The organism is Saccharomonospora xinjiangensis XJ-54 (genome assembly GCF_000258175.1).
Classification (GTDB): domain Bacteria; phylum Actinomycetota; class Actinomycetes; order Mycobacteriales; family Pseudonocardiaceae; genus Saccharomonospora; species Saccharomonospora xinjiangensis.
The window spans coordinates 4,067,433-4,092,516 of sequence record NZ_JH636049.1 but is presented as its reverse complement, the minus strand read 5'-3'; the positions used below and the strand labels follow the sequence as shown (position 1 = coordinate 4,092,516).

Here is a 25,084-nt window from a genome sequence, read left to right as displayed (position 1 = left end):
CTGATTTCGCCGGATGCTTCGTCCTAGTCTGAACGCATGACGACGTTCGCCGACAAGTCCGCAGAGACCAGCAGCGCCGCCGGGTACATCGCACTCGACGAGCGCTGGAGCACGCACAACTACCATCCGTTGCCCGTCGTGATCGCCGAAGCCGAGGGCGCCTGGGTGACCGATGTGCAGGGCGAGCGTTACCTCGACTTCCTGTCCGGCTATTCCGCGTTGAACTTCGGCCACCGCCACCCCGACCTGGTGCGGGCGGCCACCGAGCAGCTCGGGCGGGTCACGCTCACCTCGCGCGCGTTCCACCACGACCAGCTCGGTTCGTTCTGCCGCGAACTCGCCGAACTGACCGGCACCGAGATGGTGCTTCCGATGAACTCCGGTGCGGAGGCCGTCGAGTCCGCGCTCAAGGTCGCGCGCAAGTGGGCCTACCGCGTGAAGGGGGTCGCCGAGAACCAGGCGCAGATCGTGGTGGCCGGCTCGAACTTCCACGGCCGCACCACCACCATCGTCTCCTTCTCCACCGACGACGAGGCCCGCGCCGACTTCGGCCCGTTCACGCCGGGATTCGTCGTCGTGCCCTACGGTGACGCCGCCGCGCTGGCCGAGGCGATCACCGAGAACACGGCGGCGGTGCTGCTGGAGCCAATTCAGGGCGAGGCCGGTGTGATCGTGCCGCCGGACGGCTACCTCGCCGAGGCCCGCAGGCTGTGTGACGAGGCGAACACGCTGCTGATCGCCGACGAGATCCAGTCGGGCCTGGCCCGTACCGGCACGATCTTCGCGCTGGACCACGAGCGCATCACGGCGGACCTCTACACGCTGGGCAAGGCTCTCGGCGGCGGCATCATGCCGGTGTCGGCCGTGGTCGGGCGCGCCGACGTGCTCGGCGTGCTTCGCCCCGGTGAGCACGGTTCCACCTTCGGCGGCAACCCGCTCGCCTGCGCGGTGGGCAGGGCCGTGATCCGCCTGCTGTCCACAGGGGAGTTCCAGCAGCGTTCGACGGCGCTGGGCGCGCACCTGCACGAACGGCTGTCCGAACTGGTCGGCAACGGGGTCTCCGCCGTGCGGGGACGCGGCCTGTGGGCCGGGGTCGATCTCGCCGAGGACGGCCTCACCGGCCGTGAGGCGTCCGAGGCGCTGATGAAGCGCGGCGTGCTGTGCAAGGAGACCCACGGTCACACGTTGCGCCTCGCTCCTCCGCTGGTCATCGAGGAGCGGGAACTGGACCGCGGCGTTGACGCGCTCGCCGAGGTCGTCGGCATGCGATGACAGGCGGCCCTGCCGTCGCGACGCCGGTTCGGGCCGTGGCGGCCGTGGCGGCGCTGTGCGGGGCGTTCGCGCTCACGCTCGGCGCCGCTGTGGCGGGGCAGCGGTCCCCGACCGGTCTCGACGCCGCGTTCGAGGCCGGTGTCGAACGCGCGCTCGGCGACACGGGGCAAACCTGGGTGCCGTGGGTGCCACAGGCGCTCGTCACGCCGACGGAGCCGCTGGTGGTGCTCACCGTCCTCGCGATGATCGCCGGGTTCGGTGTCGTGCGGCGGCGGGCCGACGTCGTCGTGCTCGCCGTCGCGGGCCCCTCGGTGGCGGTGGCGGTCAACACCTGGGTGCTGAAACCGATGTTCGGACGCCACTACGACGACCACCTCGCCTATCCCAGCGGCCACACCGTCAGTCTCGTCGCCACACTCACCGTCCTGGTGCTGTTGGCCGGGACGCGCCGCGCCCGGCTGCTGACGATCGGCTGCGGCACCGGGCTCACGGCGGGCGCCGCCGTCGGCATGGCGGCACTCGAGTACCACTACCTCACCGACGTGGTGGGCGGTGCGGCTACCGCCGTGGCAGTGGTGTCGGGCCTCGCCCTGCTCGGCAACGCCGTGTTCAGGCCGGAGCGCCGGGCGAAGCCGCCCGGGTCTGCCTGCCCTCGGCGTCCCGAGCCAGGGCGGTGAGCCTGCTCACGGCCCTCAGGTACTTCTTGCGGTAGCCGCCCGCGAGCATGTCCTCGTCGAACAGCTCGCCGAGCGAGGCACCGGAGACGAGCACCGGGATCGCCCTGTCGTAGAGCCGGTCGGCGAACGCCACCAGCCGCAACGCCAGCGCCTGGTCCCCTGCGGGCCGCACGCCGCGAAGGTGCACGGCGGCCACGCCGTCCACGAGCCTGCCGTACCGGGAGGGATGCAGCGTCGCGAGGTGGTCGCACAGCGCGTCGAAGTCATCCAGCGTCGAGCCGGGCCACGCCAGCGCCGAGGCAGCGAGATCGTCGTCGGTGCGCGGCGCGGGCGGCTCGGGAAGGCCACGGTGCCGGTAGTCGGGGCCGTCCACGCGCACGACGTCGAACTTCGCCGACAGCGACTGGATCTCGCGCAGGAAGTCGTCGGCCGCGAACCGGCCCTCACCGAGCTTGTCGGGCAGTGTGTTCGACGTCGCCGCGACGTAAACGCCCGCGTCGGTCAGCTCCCTCAGCAACCGGTTGACGAGCATCGTGTCACCTGGATCGTCGAGTTCGAACTCGTCGATCGCCAGCAGCCGATGGCCCGACAGGCGCCGCACCGCCTCGCCGAACCCGAGCGCTCCCACCACGTGCGTGAGTTCCACGAACGTCCCGTACGCCTTCGGGCCCGGCACCGCGTGCCACAGCGACGCGAGCAGGTGGGTCTTGCCGACGCCGAAACCGCCGTCGAGGTAGAGGCCGGGACGGCCCTGGCGCGGGCTGCCGCGCCCGAACAGCGCCCGCCAGCCCCTCGCGCCGCCACCGGAGAAGCCGACCCGCTCGGCGAACGCGGAACACGTCGCGACCGCGTCGGCCTGGCTCGGCTCGGCCGGGTTGGGCACGTAGGTGGAGAACCGCACGCCGTCGAAGCGGGGCGGGGGTACCAGCGTCGAGACCAGTTCCTCCGGAGCGATCTCGGGGCGGCGCGCGGTGAGCTGCTCTGTCGGCATACGGACCAGCGTATGTGCTGCCCCCGTGCTGCCTCCGGGTGTCGGCCCGTGTTGTGATGGCTGTCGTGCACCGCCTTCTGCCCACCAGCGTTTCCAGCGTCCCCGGCGCCCCTTCCGGGCCTGTGCCGGACGGCGTGTCCGACGCCGAACTCGAACGCCTCTACGACTACCCCGCCGGGTTGACGCGCCCGTGGGTACAGGTCAACTTCGTGTCGTCGGCCGACGGCGCGGTGTCCGTTTCGGACCGTTCGGAAGGTCTGTCGCACCCCGCGGACAAGCGGATCTTCGCGCTGGGCCGCGACCTCGCTGATGTGATCCTCGTCGGGGCAGGCACGGCGCAGGCCGAGGGGTACCGGGGTGTGCGACCGAGGGAACTGCGGGTGGAACGCCGCCGCCGCCTCGGTTTGAACCCGCTCCCGCCCATCGCGGTGGTCACGGGCTCGTGCCGCGTCACCCCTGACGATCCGATCGTGACCGACACCGAGGTGCCCCCGATCGTCGTCACCACGACCGATGCGCCGCGCCACCGCAAGGCCGACCTCACCGCCGCTGGGATCGACGTGATCGAGGCCGGGGCCGGAACGGTGGACCCGAGGGCGACGCTCGCGGCGCTCGCCGAGCGGGGCCTGTTGCGCGTCAACTGCGAGGGTGGGCCGCAGCTGTTCGCGGCGCTGGTGGCCGCCGACTCGGTCGATCAACTGTGCCTCACCGTCGCGCCACTGCTGGCCGGCGCCGGTTCGCAGCGCATCGCGGCGGGCATTCCCAGCCCGGTGCCCAGGACGCTGCGACTGGACTCCGTGCTGCACGAGGACGGGTTCCTCATGCTGCGTTACCGCAGAGCCGACAGCACCGGACGGCACAAGGGGTGAGGACCCGCTCACCGGCGCCTCACCGCCGCCGTGCCAAGGTTGCCGCCGCAGAGTCAGTCACAGGAAGTGAGGACCGGTTCCGTGCCACGCCGTGGTCGTGCTCGCCGACAGCTTGTGGTGTCCGCCTTGGCCGCGCTGGTCGCCTCGGGATGTACGGCGGGACCGTCGTCGCGGCCCGCTGTGCTGGAGGACGACGGCGCACCCGCACCGCCACCGAGCGCGGGCACCTCCCGCGCCGTGCCGCTGCCCGGCCTCGCGGAACCGAAGGCGTCGTCGCTGCCCTGGGGAGAGTGCGACCCTGACCGGCAGGGGGACCTCGATGCGGGCGGCAGCGCGCACACCGTGTCCTGCGCACGGATCACGGTCCCGCTGGACGCTCCGGGACTTCCCGGGCTCGGGCTCACCAGGATGGGGCTGACCAAGGTGGGCGACGGCCGCATCCCGCTGGTGGTGCTGAACGACGTCTCGGGCGAGCCGGGCACCCGGTACGCGGTGCGGCTCGCCGAGACGCTGCCCGGCGAGCTGCTGGAGACCTTCTCCCTCATCGGGGTCGATCGCCGGGGCACCGGCACCTCCGACCCGGTGCGCTGCGTGCCCGACGTCGAACGCGAGACCCTCCTCGACCACGACCCCACCACCACGATCGACCCCCTGCTCGACGCGGCGAGGACGGCGGGGCAGCAGTGCGCCATCACGCTGGAGGACGTCCAGACCGCCTACGACAGCTGGCGCACGGCAGGCGATCTGGAGGAGCTGCGGGCACAGCTCGGCGTCGAGCGGCTCAACATCCTGGGGCACGGCGACGGGTCAACCCCCGCCGCCTACTACGCGGCGCGCTACCCCGATCACGCGGGAAGGATCGTGCTCGACGGTGTTCCCGACCCCTCGACCGACCTGCCCACGGTGATGTCGGACGTGGCGGCGGCCGCGGAGGCGGCACTCGACGAATTCGCCGCCGACTGCGTGCGCCGGAACTGCCCGCTGGGTGACGACGCCCGTGCCGCCGTGGCCGAACTCGCCGACGACGCCAAGGCGAACCCGCTGCGGGCAGGTGAGCACAGGCTGAGTTCCGTTCTCGTGCGCAGGGCGGTGCTCGCGGGACTCTCCGAGTCGCAGCGCTGGCCCGAACTCGCCGACGCCGTCGCCGCCGCCCGCAAGGGCGACAGCACCCGGCTCTTCGAGTTCGTCCAGCCCTGGCTGGCCGGCGAGGCCACCTGGCCGCCGAGGACGGACGCGGAACTGGTCACCCGCTGCAACGACACTGTGGAGCGCCTCCCGAACGACCGGCTCCGCGAGACCGCCCGCACACTCGGCACCCGGCATCCCGTCTTCGGCCCCGTGCTGGCGCAACACCTTGTGTGGTGCAGCCCGTGGCCGAGCCGTCAGGAGGACAAACCGGCACTCGGGTCCCCCGAAGCCCCGCCCCTGCTGGTGATCAGCACCGCCACCGACCCACTGACGCCCGAGAAGGGCACCGTCAGGGCTGCTGAGCAGATCCCCAGCGCGGTGCGCGTCGCATGGCAGGGCGCGGGGCACGGGGCACTGGGCTCGCCGTGCGTCGGCGAGGAGGTCACCGCGTTCCTCGTGGACGGCGAGGTGCCGCGCGACGGGACGCTGTGCCCGGCGTGACCCCAATCAGGTCAGCAGCACCGTGGCGATCACGGGCCGGTGGTCGGAGGCGGTCACCGGGGGCACGGCCGCGTTGAGCACCCGCACCGGGCCTGCCACGGTGATGTAGTCGATACGCTTCACCGGCTCGTCGGCCGGGTAGGTGAACCCGCCGTCGCGCTCACCCCAGGCGTCGCGCACGTGCTCCCACAGCGCCGACAATTCCGGCGCCCCTGGCCCGGCGTTGAAGTCCCCCAGCAGCAACTGCCGCGCACCCGGCGGGTCCTGCCGCAGCACGGCGAGCATGTCGGCCACCTGCCGTTCCCGCACCGAGGGGTCGGCCCTGAAGTCCAGGTGGGTGTCGTAGACGTGGACCGGCTTGCCCCGCACCGACACGACGACCTCGGCGAATCCCGGCGCGGGCCGCGGGCCCGCCCCCGGATCGACCGTGGACCACCGGGTGATCTCGTGATTGGTGGCCGACAGGATCGGGTGGCGGCTCAGCACGGCGACGCCGTAGCGGCGCCGCTGGTCACTCCCCGGTGCGGGATCGAGGTCGTAGATCGGCGCGAAATACACCTCCATGCCCGTCAGCCTGGCCAGTTCGGCTGCCTGATCGGCGAAGGCGCTGCGCTGCGACCAGTGGACATCGACCTCCTGGAGCGCGACGACGTCCACGTCGGCGTCCTCGATCGTCGCCGCGATCCGCCCCAGATCGGCACGGCCGTCCACGCCGATGCCGGTGTGAATGTTGTAGCTCATCACGCGCAACGCCCGCGCCCCTGACGAATCGGCCGCGGCAGGTGGCGCGATCAGCACGGTGAGCACGCTGACCAGCAGAGCCACGACGGTGGCGAGACCGGCGCCGAGTGGAGAGGACCCCGGACGGACACGGGGTGAGCCCGCGAGAACACGTTGAGTGGACATGAGCGGACCATAGTGGGTCCGCACGTGGTCTTGACGGAACCGAAGACAGATGTTTCGCTGACGCTCGGTGAACCTTCTGTCGTTGCTCGCAGGCCAGACCAAGCGCGACCCGCACGCCATCATCGCGATCGACGCCGATCCCGACCGACCACAGCACGTCAGCCGTGCCGAACTGTGGCGCCGGACGCTCCAGTTGCGCGCCGACCTCGCCACGGCCGGTGTCGGACGCGGTGACGGCGTGCTCGTCGTGCTGCCCGCGACCTCGTCCGTGCTGGACTGGCAGGTCGCGACCGCCTCCCTCGGTGCGCACGTCGTCCCCGCCGACCCCGGTCTCGCCCCCGGCGAACTCGCCGACGTGCTGAGCCGGGTGCGGCCCAAGGTCGTCGCGGTCACGACAGGCGACTCTCCCGTGCTGGGCCGAGCCGTCCTGCACGAAGCCGTCCGCCACTGCGAGCCGTGCGGTGGCATGACACCGACCGTGGCGGTGGTGACCGCACCGGGTGCCGTGCCACCGGTCGATCCGGCGCCCTACGACGTGGGAGCGGGCGCGTGGCTGCCGAGCGCGCCGACGGTAGGCATGCCGATGCCGCAGGTCCGTGGCGACGAATTCGCTGTGGCCTTCCTTCCCGAGCTGGCCGCCTACCGTCAGTCCGCCCTCACCACGCACGCGAACGCCACCTCGACGGCACTGCGCCTCGCCGCCGACGACGTGGTGCTGTACGCGGGCTCCCCCGCCGACCCCGCGTGGCTGGTCTTCGCGCTCGCCGCTGTCGTCTCGGGCGCCACCTGCCTTCTCGAACCGTCACCGACGCCAGCCGCTGTGCTGGCCGACGTGGCGAGGTTCGGCGTCACGCACGTCGCGTGCGACGCGGACTTTCTCCGCGCTCTCACCGGCGAGGCGGCAGGTGCGGGCAGCGTGTCGTCGTGGCGCTGGCTTGGCGTGCTGGGAGGTGATCCCGCGCGGGATCCAGGCGCGATCAGCCGTGCGGAGGAGGTGTTCGGCCTGGCCGCCACGGCCTGTTACGGCCCGCCGCAGGCCCTTCCTCCCGCCGCGCTGTGGTCGGGGAACGACTCCCCCGAGGTGCGAAGGCAGGCGGGTGGCAGGCCGGTCGGCGCCGACGTCGAACTGCGGGTCGTCGATCCGCGGTCGGGCGCCCCCGTGGCGGTGGGCAGTCCCGGCGAGATCCAGGTCCGTGGCCACCTCGTCGCCGAGTCCGGACTGGACTCGGCGGACACGCTCGCCGCCCGCCGCACAACCGACGGCTGGCTCTGCACCGGCGACGCCGGTGTCGAAGGCCCCGACGGCTCTCTGCGCCACACCGGCCGGATCACCGCGAACAGCAGGGATTGACGGCGGCGACCGACCCACCACGACACGGCGTGTCCGTGCCGTCGTCTACGGTGGTCGCCGTGCGGACGACGACCAGGGTGCTCGCGGGTTTCGTCGTCCTCAGCGCTCTCGCCGTCGCCGCCGTACTGGTGCCGATTCCCGGACCCGCGCAGGTGCGCGAGTGGGCGGAGGGACTCGGCGGCGAGGGCGTGGTGGCCTTTCTCGCGGCCTACGCCCTCTGCACGGCCGCCCCGATCCCGCGCACCGTGTTCAGCCTCGCCTCAGGACTGCTCTTCGGCGAACTCGTCGGGGTCTCGGTGGCGATGGTGGCCACCGTGCTGTCCGGTGCGCTCGGCTTCCTGCTCGCGCGCGCACTCGGCCGCGAGGTGGTGGTTCGACACCTGCACCGCAGGCCGGTGCGGACGATCAACGACCGGCTCTCGGGGGGCGGCGCGCCCGCCGTCGCGTCACTGCGGCTCATCCCGGTGGTTCCGTTCGCCCCGCTGAGCTACCTGTGCGGCGTCTCGGCTTTGCCGTTGCGTCCCTACCTCGTCGGCACGGCGATCGGCAGCCTGCCGGGCACCGTGGCCGTCGTCGTCGCCGGTGACGCGCTCACCGGCACCACACCGCCGGCACTCATCGCCTGCTATGCGGCTTTCGCCGTACTCGGCGCGGTGGGCCTGCTCAGGGCGGTGCGCCGTTCGGAGGGAAAAACCGTTGCCGTCGCGGGGGAAACGGCTGCCGACGTGGGCAGGATCCGCGCCGACCCGCCCGGCGGTTGACGTCAACGTCGGCGACCGTGCCGCTACACTCATCCGAGTGCGTGGATCACGGTTCTCCCGCACTCACAGCCATGCCACCATCGCGGAACGTAACCGAGGAGTAGTGCCATCAACACCGGTCAATTGATCGCAGGTCACTATCGCCTCGTCGAGCACGTCGGAAGCGGTGCCATGGGCATCGTGTGGCGTGCGATCGACGAGCGCCTCGAACGCTCCGTCGCCGTGAAACAGATCATCGCGCAGCCCGGCCTCTCCGACGACGAGCGCGACACCATGCGCCTGAGGGCCATGCGGGAGGCACGCAACGCCGCCCGCTTCCAGCACCCCAACGCGATCGTGGTGTTCGACATCGCCGAGCACGAGGGCGACCCGTGCCTCGTGATGGAGTACCTGCCGTCGCGCAGCCTGTCCGCCATCCTCGTCGAGCACGAGACACTGCCGGTTGCCGAGGTGGCGCGCATCGGCGAGCAGGTGGCCTCGGCGCTGATCGCCGCTCACCGCGCTGGCATCGTGCACCGCGACATCAAGCCCAGCAACATCCTCATGGACGACAACGGCGTCTGTAAGATCACCGACTTCGGGATCTCGCGCGCCACCGGTGATCTCACGCTCACCCAGACCGGCCTCATCGGCGGCACCCCAGCCTATCTCGCCCCCGAGCTGGCCAGAGGCGCCGATCCGAAGCCGAGTTCGGACGTGTTCGCGCTCGGGGCCACGCTCTACCACGCGATCGAGGGCCTCCCGCCGTACGGCGACAACACCAACCAGCTCGCGCTGCTCTACGCCGCGGCCAGCGGCAAAATCAACCCGCCGCAGCAGGCGGGACCCGCCACCGCGCTGCTGATGCAGCTGCTCAGCCCTGAGCCGGAGGACCGGCCGAGCATGACGGAGGCGCACGACAAGCTCGCCCAGCTGGCCTCCACCCAGAACGGCGCGGCGCCCGCTGTCGCACCCCCCGCTCCGAAGGAACAGACGCGGGAGATGACCGCCACCCAGGCAGGCCCCGCGAGTGCGGCGAGTCCGGCGAGTCCACCGCCGTGGCGCCGCGACGCCGCGCCCGAGCCCTCCCCGGAGCCCGTCAGATCGGCGGCCCCAGCGGCCAGTCCCTCACCGGCGCCGACCCGCGTCGCATCGTCGTCGGGCGGCGGCACGCGCAAAAACCTGGCGTACGGAGCCGTCGCCGCCGTCGTGCTCGTCGTCGCGGCCGGTCTGGTGATCGTGCTCACGAGCAGCGACGACGGTGGCGGGGACATGCCCCCGCAAGCCGGTCCCGGCACCTCGCAGCAGCCCACAGAGCCACCGAAGTCGAGCAGCAATCCGGCACCCACGACGGCCGCCAACTCAGGCGGCGCCGTTGCCTGGGGCTCCGCCGGGCAGACCGTGATCGACTACTTCGGCGATCCGGCGGACGCATGGCACCTGCTGCATCCCTCCGTGCAGGGGCTGTGGCAGGACGAGGGCGCATACGACGATTACTGGGACTCCAAGGACGTGCAGTACGCGAGGGGCGCCGAAGCCTACAAGCGTGAGAACAACGCGGACGGTTCCGTGGACATCTCGGTCACCGTCGTGACGGGCAGCGGACAACAGACCATGTACGTCCGAGTGGTCAACCACGGTGGAAAGCTAGTCATCGGCAGCGACCCTCGGATGGAGACCAACAAGCAGCTCTGAGGCTCGCCCCTGTGGCGGCGGGCGGGGCGTGGCTTACCGTTGAGGTATGGCCGAGAACCCGGGTTCCGAGCGTCATCCCCGCTTCGACGACGACCTCGTCGGCCTCGACCCGCGCGATCCCGAGGCTCAGGCGTTCGCCGAACACCTCGATCGCATGCAACGCTGTGATCCCGCGTTCACCATCGAGGCGTCGCTGCGCGGTGTCGCCGATTTCGCCGAGGGAAGCAACCGGGTCGGTGGACTGCGCTGGTGGGTCGCCGCGCTCATCGCCCTGCTGATCATCGTCGGCGTGCTCGTCAGCGCGTGGGACATCGTGGGTGATCTTCTCGCCTGGCTGTCGCGGTAGCCTGGACGTCATGGAGTCCGGCACCGGCACACCGAAGGTCGTCAAGACCGAGCAGGAATGGCGCGCGCAGCTCAGTCCCGAGGAGTACGCGGTATTGCGGCAGGCCGCCACCGAACGCCCCTTCACCGGGGAGTACACCGACACGAAGACCACGGGCGTGTACGAGTGCAGGGCGTGCGGGGCCGAACTGTTCCGCAGTGACACGAAGTTCGAAAGCCACTGTGGCTGGCCGTCGTTCTACGACCCGGCCGACTCCGACGCCGTGTTGCTGCGCCAGGATCGCTCGATGGGGATGGTGCGCACCGAGGTGCTGTGCGCGGCGTGCCACAGCCATCTCGGACACGTCTTCGAGGGCGAGGGCTACGGCACGCCCACCGACCAGCGGTACTGCATCAACTCGATCGCGCTGCGCCTGGTGCCTGCCGAGGACTGACGATCAGGGCCAGGGCGCCGAGGACGACGTTTCCCCGGCCCTGCCCCGTCACGGAAGGTTGAGCACCAGCTCGCCCGGCTGCACCCGGGTCCCGGTGTAGAAGGGCGTCTCGATCCGCACGTGCCTGCGCGCCTCGGTGGCGCGAAGGTGGCGCATGAGATCGACGATGCGATGCAGCTCGTCGGCCTCGAACGCGAGAATCCACTCGTAGTCGCCGAGCGCGAAGGACGCGACCGTGTTCGCGCGCACGTCGGGATAGTCGCGGGCCTCCTTGCCGTGCGCCGCGAGCATCGCGCGCCGTTCCTCGTCGGGAAGCAGGTACCAGTCGTAGGAGCGGACGAACGGGTAGACGCAGATGTACTTCCGCGCCTCCTCCCCCGCGAGGAACGCCGGGATGTGGCTCTTGTTGAACTCGGCGGGACGGTGCAGCGCGAACTGGCTCCACACCGGCGTCGAGACCCGGCCCAGCGGGGTGCGGCGGAAACCGGTGTAGGCCGCCTGGACCTGCTCGGCCTCCTCGGCGTGCCACCAGATCATGTAGTCGGCGTCCGCCCTCAGCCCGGACACGTCGTACACGCCGCGCACGACGACACCCTTGCCTTCGAGCGCGTCGAGGTAGTCGGTGGTCTCCGAGGCCGCCTGCCCACGGTCGTCGCCGAGCTTGCCCGGCTCGACCCGGAACACGGACCACGCCGTGTAGCGGATGGTGTTGTTCAGTTCGTCGTAGTTCAACCGCGCCATGTCCCTATCGTCCCACCACACGCAGCGCCGCGGCTGTTCCGGTGGCCACACATGCGGGGATGCCCACACCGTGCAGCGCGGCGCCCGCGACCGCGAGCCCTTCGACCGGTTCGACGGCGCGTTCGATGCGCGCGACGCGGTCGGCGTGGCCCACGGCGTACTGCGGCAGTCCGCCGCCCCAGCGCATGACGTGGGTGTCCACCGGCTCGGCCACGACACCCGTCAATTCAGCGAGGTCTGACCGTACCCTGGCGACGAGTTCGTCGTCGGAGACCTGGAGGGTGCGGGGCTCGCCGAAACGGCCGACGGAACCCCGGATGAGCAGTGGCCTGCCCTCCCCGCCGTAATGAGCCCACTTCGTCGCGGAGAACGTGAACGCCTTCGCCGTGAACGGCTCGCCGTCCGAACGCCGCTCGCGTTCCCCGATCAGCACACCCGATGTCGGCGGCAGTTCAGTGCCGGGAGGCAGCGCGAGCGCGACCACCGCCATCGACGCGAGCTCCATCTCGCCGTATGCGGCGGCGGCGTCAGGGGCGACGGCCGCGAGCAACCGGCTCGCCGAGGGCGGAGGCACCGCGAGCACCATCGCGTCGGCCTCGACGTCCGCCTCGGCTGGAGCGTGAGCCGTCGCCGCTGCGCCGAGTCTGAGCAGCCAGCCACCGTCCGGACGCCGGTGGAGTTCACGCACGGGCTGCCCGAGCCGCAGGTCCGCGCCACTGCCCTCGACGAGCCGGTCGATGAGCACGCCGAGCCCACCCCGGAGAGTGGCGAACACCGGCTCCGCACTCGGCGTCGCGGGCACCATGCCTGCCACGGCCTCGGTCAGTGACGACGCCCCCGCGTCGAGTGCCGCCGCTACGGCAGGCAGTGTGGCCCGCAGTCCGAGACCGTCGGCTCCGCCCGCGTAGACGCCGCCGAGCAGCGGGTCCACGAGCCGATCGACCACCTCGTCGCCGAACCGCTCCCGCAGCAGCCCGCCCAGCGACACGTCGTGGTGGGGAAGCCTCAGCGGTGTGTTCGGTTCCCCCGCCACCGCACGCAGCCCCTCGGGCGACAGCACATCGGCGACAGCCTCGGCAGAAGACGGAATGCCCATCACCGTGCCTCTGGGCAGCGGCAGCGTGCGGCCGAACGCGCGCACCGAGCCGGACGCAGACGTGGGATGCACCAACGCGGCGTCGAGACCTGCCTCGCGCATCAGTTGAATGCCTTCGGGTCGCCTCGTGAGCACGGCCTCCGCACCGACGTCGAACGGGACCCCGGCGAGGTCCACGGTTCGCAGCTTGCCCCCCGGCACGGAAGCCGCGTCGCACACCGTGATCCGTGCCTCGGGACCGAGTTCAGCGCGTAGCCTCCACGCGGCACTCAACCCCGCGACGCCCGCGCCCACCACGACGACGTGGCGCGGCCGGCCGCCCTCCCCGGTCACAGGCTGTGCACCAGCTCGACGACGCGCGTCAGCACGTCGGGGTCGGTGTCGGGAAGGACGCCATGGCCCAGGTTGAAAATGTGTCCTCCCGCCGCGCGGCCCTCGGCCACGATACGGCGCACCTCGGCCTCGATCACCGGCCACGACGCGAACAGCAGAGCCGGGTCGAGGTTGCCCTGCACCACCGGCGCGGCGCCCCCTGGCACGGTGAGTCTGCGGACGGCCTCGTCGAGCGGAAGCCTCCAGTCCACGCCCACGACGTCGGCCCCCGCGTCCCGCATGTCGCCAAGGAGCTCCGCGGTCCCGACACCGAAGTGGATGCGCGGCACCCCGTAGTCGGCGACGCCGCTCAGCACGGCAGCCGAGTGCGGGAGCACGAACTCCCGGTAGTCCCGGGCGGACAGCGCACCGGCCCAGGAGTCGAAGAGCTGCACCGCGTCCACCCCGGCGTCCAGCTGAGCACGCAGGAAGGTCAGTGTGATGCGGGCGAGCGCGCCCGCGAGCGCGTGCCACAGGTCCGGCTCGCTGTGCATGAGCGCCTTCGTGCGCTCGTGGTTCCTGCTCGGCCCGCCCTCGATCAGATACGACGCGAGGGTGAAGGGAGCACCGGCGAACCCGATGAGCGGGGTCGTGCCGAGCTGCTCCACCAGCAGGCGCACGCCGTCGGTGACGGGCCGGGCCTGCTCCGGGTCGAGTTCCGGAAGAGCGTCCACGTCGGAACGCGACCGCACCGGGTTCGCAACGACGGGTCCCGTGCCGGCGACGATGTCGATGTCCACACCGGCGGCGTGCAACGGCACCACGATGTCGCTGAACAGGATCGCGGCGTCAACGCCGTGCCTGCGGACGGGCTGGATGGTGATCTCGGCCAGCATCTCGGGATCGAAGCAGGCGCTCAGCATGGGAACGCCTTCCCTGAGCTGCCGGTACTCCGGGAGCGAGCGGCCAGCCTGGCGCATGAACCACACGGGGACGTGCGCGGGTGAACCGCCCCGCGCGGCGACGAGAAGCGGCGCGTCGGGAAGGGCGCGACGGGCCGGCGCAGGAGAAGTTGTCATCGTCGGCCATCGTGCCATGCCCTTCCGGATGACCCTTTTCCGGCGCGCCTGTCCCCGACCGGGCGACACCGCGTCCTACAGTCGAGAGGTGACCGCGATGACCGAGGCGCCCGACGAATTCCGTGCCGCCGTGGCCGCGTTGCGTTCCGTGGCCCCCCGGCCGGAGGTGACCCTGGAACCGATCAAGGCTCCCCAGCGCCTTGCACCGTGGGCGTTCGCCCTCGCGGCAGAGACCACCGGTCCCGACGACGTGCCGGCCACGGGACGGCTCGTGCTGCTGCACGATCCGCAAGGCCAGGAGGGGTGGAACGGCGTGTTCCGCCTCGTCGTGTACCTGCGCGCCGAACTCGACGCCGAACTCGCCACCGATCCGTTCCTCCCCGATGTGGGCTGGTCGTGGCTCACCGACGCCCTCGACGCGACGGGAGCGAGCTGGACCGCGCTGGGCGGCACGGTCACCGAGACGTCGTCGGCCCGGTTCGGCGACATCGCGGGGCCGAACCGCACGGACGACATCGAACTGCGGGCCTCCTGGACCCCGACGAGCCCCGATCTGCGACCACACGGCGAGGCCTTCTCGATGGCGCTGTCGCATTACGCGGGACTGCCTCCCGTCGGTGTCTCCGTGTTCGGGCAGCCCCGAGGCGACTGAGCCCAGCAAGCTCGGCACTGCCCGGCGTATCCACCGCAGCTCTTTCGCCGGGTTCCGCTCTCCCGCGCTGTCCGGCTCTGCCGGAAAGACGCGCTGTCCGGCCCTGCCGGAAGGAGCGGGACGGGCCTTGCGGCATACTGCTCCGCGTTCCGGCGTCCTGGCCTGAGATGGGCGATGGAACGCACTCGTGCTTGCTTCCCTGCGCCGCGTCGATGCCTGCGAACCGAAGGGACACGCTCGAAGCGCCGTCGGCGGAAAGGCCCGCACAGGGCGAATGCACGAGCATTCGAGCCCCGGGAACTCTGTTACATCGCCCACGTTGTGCGATCCGTTAACCACTTTCCGTTCAACAACCCGAATGCTCTAGAGCACCCGTGGTGAGTCGTTACCCGATAGGGACTGATCCGCCGTGAATGCCCCCACTGACCCACTTGGGCGGCTAGAGTGCTTCCGACGACACCACTTTCGGTCTAAAGCTGGCGCGGCTGATCGGCCGAAAGTCCCGGTGCCGGTCGGGGGGCACGACCGACTCCAGGGAGGTAGTGACGTGGCTGCCGTCGGCTTTACTCAGGCCGTCCGATCCACGCCAGCCGGCTCATTGCCGGCGAGCATGGTCCCGCACCCGCGGGAGGAACTGTTTTCTGTGTTGGTGGTCGATGACCACCCACTGTTGAGGGAGGCGATCGCCGCACGACTTGCGCAGATGGGCGCGGGCACGGTCCACGAGGCCGCGAGCGTCGCCGAGGCGAGAGCGAGGGCGGCCGCGACAGGGCCGTGCGACCTCGCGATCCTCGACCTCGGGCTGCCGGATGGCAGCGGAATCGAGCTGGTCACGGAGCTGCGCAGTAGTGGCTGGCTTCGTGTGGTGGTCCTCGCCTCGTCCGACGATCCGTACGCCGTGCGCTCGGCCTTCCAGGCAGGCGCCCAGGCGTATCTGCTGAAGTCCGCGTCGCCGGTGGTGGTCACCGACGGCGTGCGGCGGGTGCTGGAGGGCGGCGTCTACGCCGACCCGAGCGTGGCACCCGTTCTGGCAACCGGAACCAGGGTGGCCGGCACCGACAACACGCCGCGTGAGCTGTCCGCTCGCGAGGTCGAGGTGCTGCAACTCGTCGCCGACGGCCAGTCGAACAAGGAGATCGGCGAAGAGCTCAGCCTGTCCGCGCTGACGGTGAAGTCCCACCTTTCGCGGATCGGGCGCAAGCTCGGCACCGGCGACAGGGCGCAGATGGTCGCGCTGGCGATGCGCGCGGGCGTGATCCGCTAGAGCACACAGGGCCCTACGGGGCGGGCGAACCAGGCGCGGTAGACCCGTCCCGTAGGGTTCACAAACGTGGACAACGCAGATCAAGGCTCCGGCACGCCGGGGGAGTCTGCGCCTCTTCCGCTGACGGAACCGGCCGAAGGCACCCCTGATGTGATCGCCGATTCCGGTGAGTTGCGAGCGGCGTGCGCAAGGCTGGCCGAGGGCAGCGGTGCGCTCGCCGTGGACACTGAACGTGCTTCCGGCTACCGATACTGGCCGAAGGCGTATCTCGTCCAGATCAGACGTGAGGGCGCGGGCACCTTCTTGATCGACCCCATCCCGCTGCGTGATCAGCTCGCGCCGTTGGCCGAGGTGATGAACAGCGTCGAATGGGTTCTCCACGCGGCGTCCCAGGACCTGCCGTGCCTTGCCGAGCTCGGTCTTCGCCCGCCGTCGCTGTTCGACACCGAACTGGCGGGACGGCTCGCCGGATACCAGCGGGTCGCGCTGGGAACGCTGGTCGAATCGCTGCTGGGCTACCGGCTGGAGAAGGGGCACAGCGCCGCTGACTGGTCGCGCCGTCCGCTTCCGGTCGAGTGGCTCAACTACGCCGCGCTCGATGTCGAGCTGCTCGTCCCGCTGCGGGCGAAGCTCGAAGCCGAACTCGCCGCATCGGGCAAGCTCGACTGGGCGTATCAGGAATTCGAGGCCGTCAGAACGGCCGAGCCGCCCGGCCCTCGCGCGGAACCGTGGCGCCGCACGTCGGGTATTCACAAGATCCGCACCGCGCGCGGTCTCGCCGCCGTGCGCGCGCTGTGGGAGGAACGCGACGAGCTGGCCCGCAGGCGTGATCGGGCTCCCGGCCGCATCCTTCCGGACAGCGCGATCGTCAACGCTGTGCTCGCCGACCCCAGGACGCCTGCCGAGCTTTCGAAGCTTCCTGTGTTCGGCGGTCGCGTCCAGCGGCGGCACACCGACCGCTGGCTGAGGCAGTTGCAGCACGCCAGGACGCTCCCCGAGGCGGACCTGCCGAACACGGCGGTCTCCAACGACGGGCCACCGCCGCCGAACCGCTGGGCGGACAAGGACCCCGACGCCGCGGCCCGGCTCGCCGCCGCGAAGACGGCGCTGGCTGACCTCGCGGAACGGCACCGGCTGCCCGTGGAGAATCTCCTGCTTCCCGACCTCGTGCGCCGCACCTGCTGGCGCCCGCCGTCGGACACGTCGGCGGAATCCGTGGCGACGGTGCTCGCGGCAGGCGGCGCGAGACCGTGGCAGGTGGCGTTGACGGCCGAAGCACTCAGCGCCGCACTGCGTGCCGGTTCCTGAACATCCCTGAACGTCACCGGGCGGCAGGCAGTACCACCGTGACCGCGAGCCCACCACCGGGCACGGGTTCGGCATGCACCGATCCGCCGTGGGCGTGCACGGCGGCGTGCACGATCGACAGTCCGAGCCCGGCCCCCGTGCGGGCGGTGCGGGCGACCCCCGCCCTGCGGAACGGCTCGAACAATCCGGTCACCGCCTCGGGGTCGATCACTCCGCCTGAGGACCGCACACGCAGCATCACCCGTGCGTCGTCCACGACGCCGGTGCTGACGTCGAGCCATCCGTTCTCGACGTTGTGCGTGACGCCGTTCTCCAGCAGGTTGCCCGCGACCCGTTCCAGGAGCGCGGGGTCACCGACGGTGGGCGCGGCGACGAGATGGAACCGCGCCGTGACACCCTTGCGTTCCGCGTTCGCCCTGACCGACAGCCAGGCGCTGTTCACGACCTCCGCGAGGTCAACCCGCTCGGTCACGGCGAGTCCCGCGCCGTCGGTACGGGCGAGCAGCAGCAACGAGTTCACCAGCCGCTCCGCGCGATCGGTCGCGTCACGCACCACGCCCGCCATGCGACGCAGCTCGGCCTCGTCGGCCTCATCGTCGGACAGGGTCACGTCCAGCTCGGTGCGGATGACCGCCAGCGGAGTGCGCAGTTCGTGGCTCGCGTTGGCCACGAAGTGCCGCTGCGCCTCGAACGCGGCCTGGAGCCGGTTCAGCATGGCGTCGAAGGTGTGGGCGAGTTCGGCGAGTTCGTCGTGGCTGCCGACATCCCCGATGCGCTCGCCCATCGACTCCACCGACAGCCTGCGCGCCGTGTCCGTGATCTCGCGCAGCGGGCGCAGCACCCGCGACGTGAACGTCCACGCCAGAATGCCTGCGGCCAGCACCACGAACACGAACGCGACGAGACCGGCCGCCACCATGCGTTCCCGCGCCTGCTGCCGCAGGTGCTCGGAGAGAACGGACGCCTCGACGTCCACGCCGTCCACCCGCACGAGAGTGCCCGGTGGCAGTTGGGGAACAGCGGCGACCGAATCGCCAACGAGACGCCACGCCAGCCACAACAGCACCACGCTCACGACGGCGACGAGCGAGGTCGCGAGCAGGGTGACACGGGCGCGGAGAGTGCGGGTGGGCAGGCCGATGCGGCGGATCACCGGCTCAGCGAAGCAGACTCCGCCGAGGAGTCCGCACCGGGCACCCGGTATCCCGAACCGACCACGGTCTCGATGATGCCCGGCTCACCGAGCTTCTTGCGCAGGGTCATCACCGTGACCCTGACCGTGGTGGTGAACGGGTCCGCGTTCTCGTCCCACACGCGCTCCAGCAGCTCCTCACTGCTCACCACGGCCCCCTTGGCCGAGAGCAGCACCTCGAGAACACCGAACTCCTTGCGGGTCAGCTCCACGGGACGCCCCGCGCGGTGAACCGTGCGCTTCGCGGGATCGAGCTCCACGTCGTCGGCCACGAGCACCGGCGGGGTCGCAGGCGTGGCCCTCCGGCCCAGCGCCCGCACCCTGGCCACCAGCTCGGGGAAGGCGAACGGCTTGGCGAGGTAGTCGTCGGCGCCGAGGGAAAGCCCCTCGACGCGGTCGGACACCGAGCCGCTCGCCGTGAGCATGAGCACCCTGGTCAGTTCGCCCGACGTCACGATTTCCCCGCACAACTCGTCACCCGGCATTCCGGGGAGATCGCGGTCGAGGATCACGACGTCGTACCGCGTGATCGAGACCTTCTCGTGCCCCTCGTCACCGTCGAACGCGAGATCGACGGCCATCCCCTCGCGCCGCAGGCCACGCGCGATCGCCTCGGCCAGCGGCGCCTCGTCCTCTACAACCAATACGCGCACGTCAACACCGTGTCACAGTCACCTGAGAGAATTCTGATGGCGGTCAGTCACGGGGCGTGTCCACTGCCTCGTCGGAGGGGTCCTCGACGCTCTCGGCATCCTCCGCCGCGGCTCCCAGCCTGCCCGCGGCCCACTCCGTGACCCTTCGCGCCACGTCCTGCGCCGTGAGCCCGATGCTCGCGAGCACCTCGTCGCGGCTGCCGTGCTCCAGGAAACGCTGAGGAACGCCGAGGTCACGCAGCGGCACGTCGCTGTCGGCGTCGCGCAGAGCCGCGGCCAGCGCCGAACCGAAACCGCCGTGCCTGCCGCTGTCCTCCAGTGTGACGACGAGCCGGTGGGACTCCGACAGCGACACGAGTTCCTCCGGCACGGGCAGGACCCACCTCGGATCGACGACCGTGACGCCGATGCCCTGGTCGGCCAGCCGGTCGGCCGCCGCGAGCCCGAGTTCCGCGAACGCGCCGACAGCGACGAGCAACACGTCCCCGCCCTCATCGCGGCGCAGGACGTCCACGGTGCCGACCCGATCGACGGCAGGCACGGACTCCACCACGCTGCCCCTGGAGAACCGCAGGGCGGTCGGCCCTTCCGACACCTGAACGGCCTCGCGCAGCTCCTCGCGCAACGTCTGCGCGTCCCTCGGCGCGGCCACCCGCATACCCGGCACCATGCCCAGCAGGGAGAGATCCCACATGCCGTGGTGGCTCGGCCCGTCCGGCCCTGTGATGCCCGCCCTGTCCAGCACGAGTGTCACGGGAAGCCGATGCAGCGCCACATCCATGAGCACCTGGTCGAACGCCCGGTTGAGGAACGTCGAGTACACGGCGACGACGGGGTGCAACCCACCCATCGCGAGACCGGCGGCTGAGGTGACGGCGTGCTGCTCGGCGATGCCGACGTCGTACCAGCGGTCGGGATAGCTCTCGGCGAACGTGTGCAGGCCCGTGGAACGCAGCATGGCCGCCGTGATGGCCACCACGTCGGGACGTTCCGCACCGATCTTGACGAGTTCGTCTCCGAACACCGAGGTCCAGCTCGGCCCCTTGGCGCGCGGCTTGCCGGTCTGCGGGTCGATCGGGTCGGTCTGGTGCATCTGATCGGCCTGGTGGTTCACCGCGGGCGCGTAGCCGTGGCCCTTCTCGGTGACGGCGTGCACGATGACCGGGCCGCCGAACGCCTTGGCGCTGAGCAACGCCTTTTCGAGCGCCACGAGATCGTGTCCATCGACAGGGCCGATGTACTTCAGTCCGAGGTCGGAGAACATCACCTGGGGGCTGAGCGCATCCTTGATGCCGGCTTTCGCGGCATGCAACGCGGTGTAGAGCGGCCTGCCCACCACCGGGGTGTTCTGCAACAGTTCCTTGCCGCCGTCGAGCAGGCGCTCGTAGCCACGACGCAGGCGCAGTGAGGCGAGGTGCTCGGCGAACCCGCCGATCGTCGGGGAGTACGAGCGGCCGTTGTCGTTGACGACGATGACGACGGGGCGTTCCGGGTCGGCCGCGATGTTGTTCAACGCCTCCCAGCACATGCCGCCGGTCAGCGCGCCGTCACCGACGATCGCCACGGCATGCCGCCCTCCTCCGGCGAGCTGGTAGGCCTTCGCCAGCCCGTCCGCGTACGACAGTGCTGTGGACGCGTGGCTGTTCTCAATGAAGTCGTGCTCACTCTCCGCACGCGCCGGATACCCTGCGATGCCACCCTGTTGGCGCAGTCGGTCGAAGTCGCGGTGCCGTCCTGTGACGATTTTGTGCACGTACGACTGGTGCCCCACGTCGAAGAGCAGTGCGTCCTTCGGCGAGTCGAACACCCGGTGCACCGCCATGGTGACCTCGACGACACCGAGGTTGGGTCCGAGATGGCCGCCCGCCCTGCGCACCTTTTCCACGAGGAAATCCCTGATCTCCCCTGCCAGCACGCCCAACTGATCGTGGTCCATCCGTTTGAGATCGGCCGGCCCGTGTACGGACTCCAGCAACGTCACGCTCCACCTCGCTCGCCGTCGTTCTCGCTGCCTCGTTCTGCTTAGTCTAGGGACGTACCCGAGCGCAGCCCACTTTCGGGCGAAGCACCACCGTGAGCTCCGTCGCGGTCATGAGCCCGATCCACAGCCCGGCTTCCTGGTCCGGACGAGAGAACCGGCCGGTCGAGCGCAACCGTCCACATCGGACACCCTGCGCCGCGAGACGGCCGCCGCTCTCCCGTGCGCCTCGCGGTCACGCAATCCAGCCTGCCGATCCGGCTCCACGGCGAAAGGTCTGGGCCATTGGCGGGCATGACAGCGGCACTGGTCAACGCCGCCACAACGGCAGCATCGCATCCCGCACCTCGGCCAGCAGCTCCGTCATCGCGGCCTCGGCGGCGACGGAGGATCCCCGCGCGACCGACACCGCCACCTGTTCGTGGAGGTCGAGAGCCTCGGGCACCGGCTGGTGCGGCATGAGGCCGACCTGGGCGCGCCCGCGAAGGACCACGGCCACGACATCGGACAGCGCGCCGAACATCTCGTTGCCGCTCGCCTTCAGCAACAGCGTGTGGAAGGCGACATCGCGGTCAAGGAACTCGTCGAGCCTTCCCTCCTCCCCGAGCCCGCGCATCTCGGCTGCGAGGGCCACGGCCTTGGCGCGCTCCTCGGCCGACGCGCTGCGCGCCGCAGCGGCGGCGGCCAGCGGCTCCACCGCGATCCGCAGTTCGGTGAGTGACCGCAACTGCTCGTCCCTGCCGGGGCCGGAAAGCCGCCACCAGATGACCCTCGGGTCGAATACGTTCCACCTCGACCGAGGCTGCACGGTGATGCCGACGCGCCTGCGGGACCGCACGAGGCCCATCGACTCGAGGACTCGCATGCTCTCGCGGGCGACCGTGCGCGACACACCGAAACGCTCCTGGATCCGGTCGAGCGTCAGCACGTCGCCACAGGCCAGTGCGCCACCCGTGATGTCGGAACCGATCGTGTCCAGCACGGTGCTGTGCAGGACATCCACCCCCGCTTCCGGCTCAACGCTCACGTGCCGAGCCTATCCCGGCACCACACCTTCACACGGATGGGCGAATGGTGTTATCTTTCGCCGTCAAAAGTATGACCTTTAAAACGAGGTGTGTCATGAATGCCACCTGCCTGGTGGTGATGGGAGTGTCCGGCGCGGGCAAGAGCACCGTCGCCCGGCTTCTCGCGGACGAACTCGGCTGGCCGATGGCCGAGGCCGACGAGTTCCACCCCGCCTCCAACATCGACAAGATGTCCGCCGGTGTCCCCCTCACCGACGAGGACCGCGCTCCCTGGCTCTCGGCGCTACGGGACTGGATCACAGCGAGGGCGGAGGCCGGCGAGAACGCCGTCGTCACCTGCTCGGCACTGAAACGGTCCTATCGCGACATCCTGCGTCAGGCGGGGGCGCGGGTGCGGTTCGTGCACCTGGCGGGTCCCGCATCCGTCGTCAGCGAGCGGCTGTCCTCCAGGTCCGGCCACTTCATGCCGCCGTCCCTGCTGGCCTCACAGTTCGGCGACCTCGAACCACTGGACGCGACCGAGGACGGGGTCACCGTCGATCTCGGACGGTCACCGGAGCGGATCGCCGCCTCCGCTCTGACCGGCCTCGGTCTCGGCACGGCACCGGAGTAGACCCGGCGTTGCCCCTCCTCCGCCTTCCGGAACTACGGGACTCGTAGACCCGGCGGCGTTTTCTCCCCACCCCCGACAAGCAACGGAGCTTCGGATGAACACCGACGAGTGGACACAGACCCTCGGCACAGGGCCACTCCTGGGCATCGCCGCCTGCGCGATCGCCGTCCTGCTGCTGCTCATCATCACGCTGCGGGTGCACGCCTTCCTCGCACTCGTGGCGGTCAGCCTCGCAACCGCGTTCGCCACCGGAATCCCCGCCGACCAGGTCATCAGCACTCTCACGGACGGCTTCGGCGCGACACTGGCCGGTGTCGCGCTGCTGGTGGGTCTCGGCGCCATGCTGGGCAGGCTGCTGGAGGTGAGTGGCGGCGCCCGATCGCTCACCGACGCACTGATCAGGCGATTCGGCGAGAAACGTGCCCCGCTCGCCCTCGGCGTCGCGTCCCTGCTGTTCGGTTTCCCGATCTTCTTCGACGCCGGTCTCGTGGTCATGTTGCCGATCATCTTCTCGGTCGCCCGCAGGCTTGGCGGCAGCGTGCTGCTCTACGGCCTTCCCGCGGCTGGCGCGTTCTCCGTCATGCACGTCTACGTGCCACCACACCCCGGTCCCGTCGCGGCGAGCACGCTGCTGGGTGCCGACGTCGGCCTCGTCACCGCCTTCGCCGTGCTGCTCGCCGTCCCCACCTGGTACCTCACCAGCTACCTCTACGGCAGGTGGGCAGGCAACCGCATCGACCTGCCCGTTCCCGCGATCCTCGGCACCGAGGACGACGAGGACACCCGCACCGAACCACCCGGTGCGGGGACGGTCGTCGGCCTGCTCCTGCTGCCACTGGTGCTGATCTTCGCCAACACGGGGCTGACCACGGCGGGCAAGGCGGGATGGATCGACAGCGACGCAGGCTGGTTTGACGTACTCGTCGCACTCGGCTCCACTCCGGTGGCGCTGCTGATCACCGTGTTCGTCGCGATGTACGTGCTCGGCACCCGGCGCGGGCGGGGCAAGGACGTCGTGGAGCGGCTGCTCGACTCCGCACTCGGACCCGTGTGCGCGATCATCCTGATCACCGGAGCCGGGGGGATGTTCGGCGGCGTGCTGCGTGCGAGCGGCATCGGCGACGCGCTGTCGGACGCGCTGACCGGCCTGGGACTTCCCGTGATCGTGGCCGCCTACGTCATCGCGACGGTGCTGAGAATCGCGCAGGGCTCGGCCACGGTGGCGCTCACCACGGCGGCCGGTCTCGTGCAGCCGCTCGTGATCGGCGGCGGCTTCGGCTCCGTCGAGGTCGTGGCGATCGTGCTGGCCCTCGCCGCGGGATCGGTGACGGCGGGACACGTCAACGACTCCGGTTTCTGGCTGGTCGGCCGGTTCTTCCAGATGGACGTCAAGACCACGCTCAAGACGTGGACGGTCATGCAGACCACCATCGGCCTCGTGGGCTTCGCCCTCGCGTCCGCGCTGTACCTCGTGGCCTGACGTGCACCCGTAGCGAAAGCCGGACCCGGCGTGCCGCGGGGTCCGGCTTTCGCTACACTCGCTCCTGTACGAAACAGTTTCGTTTCTGTATGGAGCCCAGTATGTCCGCGCAGGAGTCCTCCACACCCGCCCGCCGAACCCGGCTGACGCCGGAACGGGAGCGGGAGCTGTTCATCGCCGTCGTGGACCTCGTCAGGGAACACGGCTACGAAGCCCTCACCATGGACGCCGTCGCGGCTCGCACCAAGGCCAGCAAAGCGACGCTCTACCGGCAGTGGGAGAGCAAGCCGAAGCTCGTCGCCACCGCTCTGCGGCATCTCGCGGGCTCGTCGCCCACCCAGGTGGACACCGGTTCCCTCACGGGCGACCTCCGCCAGATGGTGGGCGGGCTCGTCGCTCACTCCACCGAGTACACGGCCCTGATCAGCGGGCTGGCGCACGCCGTGACGAAGGACCGCGAGCTGTGGCAGGCGCTGCACGGACTCCTCATCCGGCCCGCGCTGGAGGGGCTGGACGCGATGGTCGGACGCGCCGTCGAGCGTGGCGAACTGGACTCCGCCAACCCGGCGAAGGACTACATCGTGCAACTGATCCTGGGTGCCTTCAGCGCCCGCAGGATCATCGAGAACAAGGACGTGGACACCGAGTACATGGAGGGCTACCTCGTCGCGGTGGTCTTCCCCGCACTCGGCATCGGCTGATCCTCGTCCCCCGCCTGGTGCGCCCGACTGGTACCGGGACCTTCGCCACCCACTTCCCCTTACCCCATCAGGAGTTCT

General features: G+C 70.5%; 24 protein-coding genes. 15 read left to right on the top strand and 9 right to left on the bottom strand.

What is annotated here, in order from left to right:
* Positions 1–36 precede the first annotated feature (36 nt).
* Positions 37–1,272 carry an ornithine--oxo-acid transaminase gene (rocD, locus tag SACXIDRAFT_RS18575; protein WP_006240196.1) on the top strand — a complete coding sequence of 412 codons (1,236 nt, stop codon included), beginning with the start codon at positions 37–39 and terminating at the stop codon, positions 1,270–1,272.
* Positions 1,269–1,949 (top strand): phosphatase PAP2 family protein, encoded by a 681-nt coding sequence (locus SACXIDRAFT_RS18570; RefSeq protein ID WP_006240195.1) that lies wholly within the window; start codon positions 1,269–1,271, stop codon positions 1,947–1,949. The genes rocD and SACXIDRAFT_RS18570 overlap by 4 nt, the downstream gene beginning before the upstream one ends.
* Here SACXIDRAFT_RS18570 and zapE read toward each other — a convergent pair.
* Positions 1,882–2,940 carry a cell division protein ZapE gene (gene zapE, locus SACXIDRAFT_RS18565; RefSeq protein ID WP_006240194.1) on the bottom strand — a complete coding sequence of 353 codons (1,059 nt, stop codon included), beginning with the start codon at positions 2,938–2,940 and terminating at the stop codon, positions 1,882–1,884. The genes SACXIDRAFT_RS18570 and zapE overlap by 68 nt on opposite strands.
* Before the next feature lie 56 nt (positions 2,941–2,996).
* On the opposite strand from zapE, the gene SACXIDRAFT_RS18560 reads away from it, so the two are divergent.
* Together SACXIDRAFT_RS18560 and SACXIDRAFT_RS18555 are read left to right on the top strand one after the other, a co-directional pair.
* Positions 2,997–3,809 carry a pyrimidine reductase family protein gene (locus SACXIDRAFT_RS18560; RefSeq protein ID WP_006240192.1) on the top strand — a complete coding sequence of 271 codons (813 nt, stop codon included), beginning with the start codon at positions 2,997–2,999 and terminating at the stop codon, positions 3,807–3,809.
* Between the two features lie 81 nt (positions 3,810–3,890).
* A complete protein-coding gene (locus SACXIDRAFT_RS18555; RefSeq protein WP_006240191.1) occupies positions 3,891–5,438 on the top strand; it encodes an alpha/beta hydrolase in 1,548 nt (515 codons plus the stop codon).
* A 6-nt stretch (positions 5,439–5,444) separates the two neighbouring features.
* Here SACXIDRAFT_RS18555 and SACXIDRAFT_RS18550 read toward each other — a convergent pair whose 3' ends face one another.
* Positions 5,445–6,344: an endonuclease/exonuclease/phosphatase family protein gene (locus SACXIDRAFT_RS18550; RefSeq protein ID WP_006240190.1), complete on the bottom strand. Its 900-nt coding sequence runs from the start codon at positions 6,342–6,344 to the stop codon at positions 5,445–5,447.
* A gap of 67 nt (positions 6,345–6,411) precedes the next feature.
* Between SACXIDRAFT_RS18550 and SACXIDRAFT_RS18545 the strand changes: the two genes are divergently transcribed.
* From SACXIDRAFT_RS18545 to msrB, 5 genes are all read left to right on the top strand, one after another.
* Complete coding sequence (locus tag SACXIDRAFT_RS18545; protein ID WP_006240189.1) at positions 6,412–7,695, top strand: AMP-binding protein; 1,284 nt, start codon at positions 6,412–6,414, stop codon at positions 7,693–7,695.
* Positions 7,696–7,754: 59 nt separating this feature from the next.
* The gene (locus tag SACXIDRAFT_RS18540; protein ID WP_006240188.1) at positions 7,755–8,456 is read left to right on the top strand and encodes a TVP38/TMEM64 family protein; all 702 of its coding nucleotides are present in this window, start codon (positions 7,755–7,757) and stop codon (positions 8,454–8,456) included.
* Positions 8,457–8,627: 171 nt separating this feature from the next.
* Positions 8,628–10,130, top strand: coding sequence for a serine/threonine-protein kinase (locus SACXIDRAFT_RS18535; RefSeq protein WP_232285332.1), 1,503 nt, complete (start codon positions 8,628–8,630; stop codon positions 10,128–10,130).
* Between the two features lie 46 nt (positions 10,131–10,176).
* On the top strand, positions 10,177–10,476 hold the full coding sequence (locus tag SACXIDRAFT_RS18530) for a hypothetical protein (protein WP_006240186.1): 300 nt from the start codon (positions 10,177–10,179) through the stop codon (positions 10,474–10,476).
* Positions 10,477–10,486: 10 nt separating this feature from the next.
* Positions 10,487–10,909, top strand: a complete 423-nt coding sequence (msrB, locus tag SACXIDRAFT_RS18525; RefSeq protein ID WP_006240185.1) for a peptide-methionine (R)-S-oxide reductase MsrB — start codon at positions 10,487–10,489, stop codon at positions 10,907–10,909.
* 48 nt (positions 10,910–10,957) lie between these two features.
* Here the strand turns inward: msrB and hemQ are convergent, their stop codons facing one another.
* The 3 genes from hemQ to hemE are packed head-to-tail and all read right to left on the bottom strand — an operon-like array spanning position 10,958 to position 14,155.
* Positions 10,958–11,650 carry a hydrogen peroxide-dependent heme synthase gene (gene hemQ, locus SACXIDRAFT_RS18520; RefSeq protein ID WP_006240184.1) on the bottom strand — a complete coding sequence of 231 codons (693 nt, stop codon included), beginning with the start codon at positions 11,648–11,650 and terminating at the stop codon, positions 10,958–10,960.
* A gap of 4 nt (positions 11,651–11,654) precedes the next feature.
* Positions 11,655–13,079 carry a protoporphyrinogen oxidase gene (hemG, locus tag SACXIDRAFT_RS18515; protein ID WP_006240183.1) on the bottom strand — a complete coding sequence of 475 codons (1,425 nt, stop codon included), beginning with the start codon at positions 13,077–13,079 and terminating at the stop codon, positions 11,655–11,657.
* Positions 13,076–14,155, bottom strand: coding sequence for a uroporphyrinogen decarboxylase (gene hemE, locus SACXIDRAFT_RS18510; protein WP_006240182.1), 1,080 nt, complete (start codon positions 14,153–14,155; stop codon positions 13,076–13,078). The genes hemG and hemE overlap by 4 nt, the downstream gene beginning before the upstream one ends.
* Before the next feature lie 79 nt (positions 14,156–14,234).
* Here hemE and SACXIDRAFT_RS18505 point away from each other — a divergent pair, with 79 nt between their 5' ends.
* From SACXIDRAFT_RS18505 to SACXIDRAFT_RS18495, 3 genes are all read left to right on the top strand, one after another.
* Entirely contained in the window at positions 14,235–14,789 is a 555-nt protein-coding gene (locus SACXIDRAFT_RS18505; RefSeq protein WP_006240181.1) for a DUF3000 domain-containing protein, read from the top strand.
* A gap of 547 nt (positions 14,790–15,336) precedes the next feature.
* Positions 15,337–16,053 carry a response regulator transcription factor gene (locus SACXIDRAFT_RS18500; protein WP_006240180.1) on the top strand — a complete coding sequence of 239 codons (717 nt, stop codon included), beginning with the start codon at positions 15,337–15,339 and terminating at the stop codon, positions 16,051–16,053.
* 66 nt (positions 16,054–16,119) lie between these two features.
* Positions 16,120–17,361 (top strand): ribonuclease D, encoded by a 1,242-nt coding sequence (locus SACXIDRAFT_RS18495; protein ID WP_006240179.1) that lies wholly within the window; start codon positions 16,120–16,122, stop codon positions 17,359–17,361.
* A gap of 13 nt (positions 17,362–17,374) precedes the next feature.
* Here SACXIDRAFT_RS18495 and SACXIDRAFT_RS18490 read toward each other — a convergent pair whose 3' ends face one another.
* The 4 genes from SACXIDRAFT_RS18490 to SACXIDRAFT_RS18475 all read right to left on the bottom strand — a co-directional run bounded on the left by SACXIDRAFT_RS18490 (position 17,375) and on the right by SACXIDRAFT_RS18475 (position 22,211).
* Entirely contained in the window at positions 17,375–18,514 is a 1,140-nt protein-coding gene (locus SACXIDRAFT_RS18490; RefSeq protein WP_006240177.1) for a sensor histidine kinase, read from the bottom strand.
* Entirely contained in the window at positions 18,511–19,206 is a 696-nt protein-coding gene (locus tag SACXIDRAFT_RS18485; RefSeq protein ID WP_006240176.1) for a response regulator transcription factor, read from the bottom strand. Before SACXIDRAFT_RS18485 ends, SACXIDRAFT_RS18490 begins: the two co-directional genes overlap by 4 nt.
* Positions 19,207–19,249: 43 nt before the next feature.
* Entirely contained in the window at positions 19,250–21,187 is a 1,938-nt protein-coding gene (gene dxs, locus SACXIDRAFT_RS18480; protein WP_006240175.1) for a 1-deoxy-D-xylulose-5-phosphate synthase, read from the bottom strand.
* Positions 21,188–21,494: 307 nt separating this feature from the next.
* Positions 21,495–22,211: a FadR/GntR family transcriptional regulator gene (locus tag SACXIDRAFT_RS18475; RefSeq protein WP_006240174.1), complete on the bottom strand. Its 717-nt coding sequence runs from the start codon at positions 22,209–22,211 to the stop codon at positions 21,495–21,497.
* Positions 22,212–22,306: 95 nt separating this feature from the next.
* On the opposite strand from SACXIDRAFT_RS18475, the gene SACXIDRAFT_RS18470 reads away from it, so the two are divergent.
* The 3 genes from SACXIDRAFT_RS18470 (at position 22,307) to SACXIDRAFT_RS18460 (ending at position 25,006) form a co-directional block, all read left to right on the top strand.
* The gene (locus SACXIDRAFT_RS18470; protein WP_006240171.1) at positions 22,307–22,825 is read left to right on the top strand and encodes a gluconokinase; all 519 of its coding nucleotides are present in this window, start codon (positions 22,307–22,309) and stop codon (positions 22,823–22,825) included.
* Positions 22,826–22,919: 94 nt separating this feature from the next.
* On the top strand, positions 22,920–24,305 hold the full coding sequence (locus tag SACXIDRAFT_RS18465; RefSeq protein ID WP_006240170.1) for a GntP family permease: 1,386 nt from the start codon (positions 22,920–22,922) through the stop codon (positions 24,303–24,305).
* A 101-nt stretch (positions 24,306–24,406) separates the two neighbouring features.
* Complete coding sequence (locus SACXIDRAFT_RS18460) at positions 24,407–25,006, top strand: TetR/AcrR family transcriptional regulator (protein ID WP_006240168.1); 600 nt, start codon at positions 24,407–24,409, stop codon at positions 25,004–25,006.
* The last annotated feature ends 78 nt before the right edge of the window (positions 25,007–25,084 follow it).